Here is a 7,335-nt window from a genome sequence, read left to right as displayed (position 1 = left end):
CTGCACAACATTTTTTATTTCATAACTATATACATATTTGTTATTCCCATAAATAATCACCCGTTAATAGCACAACGCGTTATTTTATAAATGACTTCCTGTAAGTAAGTTTTATCAGGTATTGAAAGCGTCACCTCACTCGTCTGCCGAAGTTTGGGATATTCTAAGACGGCCCTGGCACCTGCGATACTATTTAGCTCCAGCAGCCAGATGTAAAACTTTGCCTGCCACTCATGAGCAACTTCAGCTTTATCGCTACGCTTAATTTCATGGATGACTTTTTCCTTGGCATCATAGAAATCGATTTTGCCCATTAGCTCGATTTCATGAAAAGTTGAAGAAAGCTCAATCTCTGTATATTTTCCAGGGCGTTGGGGATAGCTGATCTCGTGTAAAAGCTTGCCATCTGCTACTATCTCGGAAGTGGTTTCCATTCGGATACCATTGGCGTGTAACCAGCATTCACGCGGACACACATGATAAAGGTTAATAAGAGTAGCGTTGAGGGTCATTGACAACAAGAATTTGTCTATTGCGGTTATAAAAATTGGCTTTCTTCTATCCCGATCAATTTTCTTGCATCCAACCCTTGTTCGATAGAATATATATCTTTCCACCTTTCAAGGTACATATATCCGTATTCAGATTTGTCTTTATCGTAAAAATGTATCAGCTCGTTCTCTATCTTATTGCTCGCAAAAATAGAGAATACATACTTCGACATAATACTCTGTAAAACCTTCCTTCTGATTTGTTGCTGTGTAAATTCAAATTTATTATGAATAGAACTGAGATATACATCAAAAACTGCCCGTCCACTTATTTCATCATTTTCATTCGGATGAATACCATTTCGCTTTAAGAAATTCAACTCAATAGCACTAAATATTGTTTCTTTAACTCCCACTACTGTACCATCGATAGATATGGGAATATCCAATGGAATAAAACAAGAAATGTTCTTTTGCTCGATTAGCTTGAACTTTTCATGAACGGATCGAAATCTGAGTCTTTGTATAGCAGTTTCGTAATCGGAAAAGTTCTCCACCATTTCTTTATAGTTCCATTCATTTCTCGCATTGAAAATCTTATCGTATAATGTATCAAAGTCTTTCTGCTCTAATATGCGTCTATACTCCTCAGCTTTTATTTGTTCCCTAGTAATTTTAAACCGTTGGTCTTTTCCATAGATAACAGATTCTTTATTATAATTAAATAAATAAAGCGTACAGTATTCTTTGTTGACATTTCGATTGATGCGCCCTGCAAGCTGCTCATCGGAATCAATAATGGAACGGTCTTTAAATCCCAAATCCATATCAATATCCACTCCTGCTTCTACTACCTGGGTAGTAATAAGCAGAATTTTCCTTTTTCTGTTGGCCGGATTTTTCAGATAGTTAATAATATCTTTTCTCCTATGTTCTAATATAGTTCCCGACAATACAAAGATCTCATCGAAAAATTTATGTTCATCTATAATGTTGTAAAAATCTGCTGATGATTGTTTGTAAATAAATTCAACAATAGTGTAAACACTATCAACAGGCTTCACTTGCCCAAAATCATAAGAAAGGTATTCTTTAGATGCTTCAACAACTTTTTCTGCCAACTCTTCCAATGCAAGGTCAGTTCGGTCAAACAAATCAAAATTAAAACGTACCCTTCCTGAAAAATTTGGATTATTAAAGTATTGCTTCTTTGCATCAGGCAATAAATAAATAAAGTCTTCTACATCTTGCTTTACCACTTGCAGTTTATCGAGCTTGGGCAAAGTTGCCGACATCAAAATGAATTTAATATTGAACTTAACCGCATATTGACGAATAAAATAAATAACCTTGTCCCAATGAGCAGGATTATAGGATTGCAATTCGTCTATTATCACAATGGAATTAGCCAATCTGTGCAATAAATAATTGGCTTCCTTTTCATTCGTTTTTAAAATATCGAAAAAGCGAATATGCGATAATAAACAAAAGGGATAATTAACAAAAAGATGGTTGATATAATTTAGCTTATCATCGCCATAGTTATCATCTTCCTGCTCGCCATGTTCTTTCATTCCCGCCTTTGAATGCAGCTCTATTATTTCTCCTTCCGTCAGACCCAGTATTTCTTTTACGGCAGCATAAGTCTGTGTAATTAAAGTGGTAAAAGGAAAAACATAAAACACTTTGTTATACTTACCTTCAAATATTTTCAGCAATTCAACAGTAGCTAAAATAGAAAGATTGGTCTTTCCACCACCAGTTGGGGCTTCTATAAAAAAAAGATTGTTCTGATAGTGCATCCTAGTATTTCGAATAACTTCGATAGCCATTTCTTTACGAAGTATATTCAAATTTGCACCACTCTTTTCGCTCGGATTTTGACACTGATGATTTCCTATTTCATCATAAACTGCTTTATTATAATTTTTCTTTTGGGCTTCTTCATTTATCCATTCTCTCTGACTTACATTATTATACAACTTATTAATTTGTTCCTTTGTAAGCACACCAAAATCATCTATTGGTAAGGCATTCATATACTCGTTCGTTGCAAGATAGTCGGCAGCCGTAAGCAATGAAAAGTTTAAGCGACAAATCGCGTACAATTCAAAAGAATTCAAATACGGTTTAAATAACGGATGATTGAGAAATTTATCATTACCAATTAACTGGATTATTTGAGGCTCAACCTGGTATTGATATTTCGCCAAATAGGTACTTAAAAACCCTCTCAAATCTTCAATATTATTTCTGGCGCTTAATTCTGCAAACCCAATCGTATAAATGCTGTCATCGCTTAATTTATTGCTATGATGTTTGAAAATGGAATACGACAAATAAATACAACAAGTTATCAATAAAGGATGAAAAGGATTAGGCTTTTTCTGCGTAATGATTTCGTTTAAATGCCTGGTTAAATATATAAATGCGCCTAATGAAGAATGAGATGAACCAATCGGGCTATTTGAAAAAATATTCTGCTCATAGAGTTTATTACCCATTTTATCCACCTGGAAACGTTCGTTGATTTTACCGAAATCATGAAACACAATTGCGTACACAAAAAGCTGTTTGATGTAATTGCCACTATCAACGTCAATATTAGCAGTTAATGCACTTATCAAACCATCTATAATCGAATCAAGATAATGAGCGGAAACAAGCATGTCAAAGTAGCAATTAACGAGTACAACATGTTGCTCCAATGTTTCTTTCGGAATATTTCCATTTTCATTTTTAGGTAAATGTGCATAGTAATTACCGGCATTGAGCAAATAACTATTCAACGCCGGCAAGCTGTGCAAAATTTCATGTACGCTTTTAAAGCAGCTGGGCATAAGCATTCAACTTCTCTATGAAATAAAGATTGCCTAATGTTTGAGCATTTTTAATCAAGTAATTGGAAAATGCAAAATCTGCTATTTCGTATTGCATCAACGCCAAATCAAAATCTTTCGGCAACCTCTCAAAATATATAAAGGGCGTTTCCTCTTTTTTAAAATTCACAAAATCAGGAACAGGTGTTTCTGTATTGCCACTCAGTACATTTTTCTTATGAAACACGGTCTGAATACGTACGCTTTCTTCTGTTATCTCTTTCTGATTGAATTGATATTCTTTGTAAGAATCTGCATTCCACCACGCCGTAAACTCATTTTTACCCAAATACGGGATATATTCTGCATTTCCGCCATTAATATAATCTACAACTCGACTATGAAATGCATTTTGTTCATCTAACAAAAGATATATTCTATATTCAGGATTTACCAAAGTCAATTCTTCGGTAAGAAAGTTTGTCCCTTTATTGGCATAACCAATGGTGTTAGAATATTTGATATTGGTTTTGGTATAATTACCTTTGTCGTGATTCAAGGGTTCTATACCCACCGCTACATCTTTGAGCACCTCGTAGTACTGTGGTAGTTTGCCTTTTTCTTGATAGCCATCCAGACCAATAATTGCTCCTAAAATACCCAACACCACAGGTCGATGAATGATATTATAAGATAAATTAATGGTGGCATTTGTGTCAGGTTGTCGAAAAAAAGCAAAATCTGCCTTTAAATCGAATGATATTAATTTCATCAGTACAGATGTTTTATAATTCAATAAAATTAGCTGCGACAGGTTGGTTCAGCACTTTAGTATTCGACTCGTTATAATAGATTTCTATTTTCTCGATTTCGTTTTTGATATGTACTTCCGACAACAATGTACTTACTTTTGACAAATCAATTTCTTTCTCTTCATTTACATCAATCAGGCTCACAAAAGACGGCAATACCAATTTTGATTCGGGTTTAAGTTGTATCCATAGCAACAACTCATTTTCCGTTCCAGCTTTAGCAGCAGAGTCATAATAGGTTGCACCTTTTCTTAATCCCTCTTTTAATTTGGTGATATCCAATTCTGTCAATCCTTCTCCCGAAGTGCGTTTTACGTCGTCTTCGATGTTCTTCGGATTTACGGAAAAATGATGTACATAATGACCTTCCTGCAAACGGGACTGTGTTCCTAATGTTGTCATTGTACTGTCTGCGCTTGCCTCATTTGAATTTCTGAAAGGCGACATGATTTGTTCCGAATAAATCACATTCTCTGTAAACTTGTTTAATCCGTGCGTAATTTGGCAAGTACCATGAATGGAAATATTGGTTTTACCTGCGTACGTACCACCAAAAAATTTTACATCTAAGCACTTCAAAATATTTCCTAAGACTTCCAATCGGAGTTCGGGGCTTTTATCTTTTCCATTAAACTTTCCAAAATGAAAATTGTATGTTTCATCTAAAGTTCTGGGTGACATTTCTTCACTCAGTGATTTGAAATAAAATACTTTTTCGTGCAGGGCATCTCTCCAATAATTTCTAATAGAATACTTTAAGGCTTTGTCGGTAGCATAAACTGTTCCATTCGGCAACTTACGAGGCTGTCCTGAAAAGTCTGCATTATAATTGGAATTAATTGATTTGATAATGGCTGCGCCATATACGCGATTGTTGAATGTTAGCATCTTATTTTATTTTGAAGTGTTTGAACTGAATAATTGATTTTTTGAAAATACCCCTGAAAGAATCTGCGGCAATAAACGTTTTAAGTTAGCATCAGTTTCATAGCTCAATACAAAGGCTGCAACTTTCTCAAAATTCTTAGAGAAGTTTTCGTGTTTGTATCTGCTGAAATCATTGGCAATAGCACGCTTAAATTCATCACATCTTGATTGCTGCAAATAAGGTTCAAGCAAGCTGAAACTATTGTCGGCAGATTTACTCTTACTAAGAATATATTCAATAATCTGCCCCGCCGAAAAAGCAAACTTTTCATCAGTAATATCAGTCAGTTGCTCATCAGCAATAATGGCTGCAACAAAGTCCTGATAGTTTTTTAATTTGTTTACCATATTAGTTTGTTGTTTAGTATTAAAAAAATCAAACAAGCTGTGCCAAATATTGAGTTTCTCTTTTACGCCATAATCATTTCCATTCTTAATATCATCAAGAATAGAATTGAAAACCATTTCGTGAAAAACATGCGCATCAATCGTATTTTTTTGAGATTTATACACGTAATCATAAGCTGCTTTTCGGTATTTACAGTAAGAGCTATAAGTTAAGTCCAACTTGGCATAATCATCTTTACTCAAATCACCAAAATAGTCCAGCCGAAAATACTTATTCTGAATTAAAGGCTTAAATACTTGCTGCTCGAATTCGAAGATGTTTTTTATAAGAGGATAGTGTTTGTTTTCTTTTCCGCCTTTTTCTTTGATATTAAACAGATTTAAAACAACTCTTTCTTTCGGTAATTTATATTCAAATCTTGATACAAAATCAAAATCCCGAAATACGATACCATCCATAGTATTTTGCCAGAAGAGCAAATAGTAATTGGATATATCACCTTCGTTATCTTCAATCAGTTTTTGAATAATTTCTTTATACCCAAACCTAAAGCCACTTTCTCTAAAAATACTGATTACTTTTCTCTGCAGTTCTTCTTTATAAATAAAAACAGGCACAGGATTAGGCAAAGTTTTATTGGGAAGAAGATTCTTTAAATCATTTAGCAATTTTGCATCAACGTTTGAAATTCGTCCACTAATATCAAAAGTAGCTGTCTGATGCATCAGGAATGGCATATTACTGTTAAATCCATTCATAAAATTGCTCGTGCCATAAATCAAATTTTCCTCATTTGGATCAGTATTGTAATGTGCCGTATTAAAAAGCTTATCATCCAAATATTTCTTATGTGCTTGGCGATAGCTTTCTAACGGCACATCCAGATAAAAAATAATATAATCGCTATCTTCCAATGGCTTCACCTTGAGCAAATTTTGCTCAATATCGTTTATGACATTTTTTAATGTTTCTTTTTGAACTTTGTCTGCTATAGCTTTAAATTGAGTTTTTGCATCTTCCAACTTTTGTTCCAATTCTGCTCGCTGCACAGCATTGCCTTCTTCAATCTTTTCAAGCAGCATCGAAAAACTATTGCACGTAAAGAACTGCTTGAAGATTATATATTTTTCAGCATCTTCATCGTTATCAAATAAACTAAATGCTTTATCAAAATAGCCTCCGAAACGTTCATAAATCTGCTTTTTCTTGCCTTCATTCTCTTTGTATTTAGCACCACCATTCAGATGCTCTCTTTTAAATGCAACACAAAATGGCGAACAAGAGTGTATTGCTTTTATAGGCAAATCAAAGCATTTGTTGGTGTCGATACACCACGCATTTTTATGCAACAACTTACATTGATTCAGAAAGTCTGAAAGCGTATCTTTTTGTTTTTTGGAAAAGGGTTCATATTCAAAATTACTTGTGTCAATCTCCGTTTCTCCTAAATCATTTACCGTTACTTTTACTCGAATGTGCAGGCCTACTTTAGGTATTGAACCCAAATTTTTGAATTCATCATCAAGATTAGCAGTAAAGTTTACAAGCTCTCTTATCATTTTTGTAATATTTTTTTATACCAATAGACTCTCCAAGAACAAAAATCTTCGTCGAACCATTTTTAAAACTAAAATCCACATTCACATCTCTATACTAATTAACATAATGTGAAAAGTTATCAAAGCGCCATGGATACCATTACTAGCTTTATAAAAATCATTTATAATTAATCTAATTGTAAGAGTTATTTTTTCTCTTCATTTTTTATTATTTTTCATTGTTGTCCGGGGAAAAGTCTAAAAATATGGCTGTAACTCTCTGTAGGATTGCGTTTTGAGGGTTTTCGGAAGTATGGGGGTACTCCCCTTGGTTTTGAATAGGGGTAAAAATGGATGAAATGCTTTCCTGTATCCAGTTACAATCATTTTTGTTGAATT

The 7,335-nt window shown here is 33.9% G+C and carries 5 protein-coding genes; all 5 read right to left on the bottom strand.

Translation table 11 applies throughout. The annotated features are described in order from the left end of the window. Positions 1-56 precede the first annotated feature (56 nt). From ABD851_RS15320 to ABD851_RS15300, 5 genes are read right to left on the bottom strand one after another with little or no spacing between them, the layout of a single operon-like run. Positions 57-512: a Dna2/Cas4 domain-containing protein gene (locus ABD851_RS15320; protein ID WP_344980863.1), complete on the bottom strand. Its 456-nt coding sequence runs from the start codon at positions 510-512 to the stop codon at positions 57-59. 26 nt (positions 513-538) lie between these two features. Then, positions 539-3,331: a CRISPR-associated helicase Cas3' gene (gene cas3 / locus ABD851_RS15315; RefSeq protein WP_344980861.1), complete on the bottom strand. Its 2,793-nt coding sequence runs from the start codon at positions 3,329-3,331 to the stop codon at positions 539-541. Further along, the gene (cas5b, locus tag ABD851_RS15310) at positions 3,315-4,082 is read right to left on the bottom strand and encodes a type I-B CRISPR-associated protein Cas5b (RefSeq protein ID WP_344980859.1); all 768 of its coding nucleotides are present in this window, start codon (positions 4,080-4,082) and stop codon (positions 3,315-3,317) included. The genes cas3 and cas5b overlap by 17 nt, the downstream gene beginning before the upstream one ends. 13 nt (positions 4,083-4,095) lie before the next feature. Then, a complete protein-coding gene (locus ABD851_RS15305; RefSeq protein ID WP_344980857.1) occupies positions 4,096-5,010 on the bottom strand; it encodes a type I CRISPR-associated protein Cas7 in 915 nt (304 codons plus the stop codon). A gap of 6 nt (positions 5,011-5,016) precedes the next feature. Continuing rightward, entirely contained in the window at positions 5,017-6,957 is a 1,941-nt protein-coding gene (locus ABD851_RS15300; protein ID WP_344980855.1) for a hypothetical protein, read from the bottom strand. Between the last annotated feature and the right edge of the window lie 378 nt (positions 6,958-7,335).

It is taken from the genome of Compostibacter hankyongensis (genome assembly GCF_039541075.1).
GTDB lineage: Bacteria > Bacteroidota > Bacteroidia > Chitinophagales > Chitinophagaceae > Compostibacter > Compostibacter hankyongensis.
Note: the sequence above shows the minus strand (reverse complement) of the source record. Positions and strands in the feature narration are given on the sequence as shown.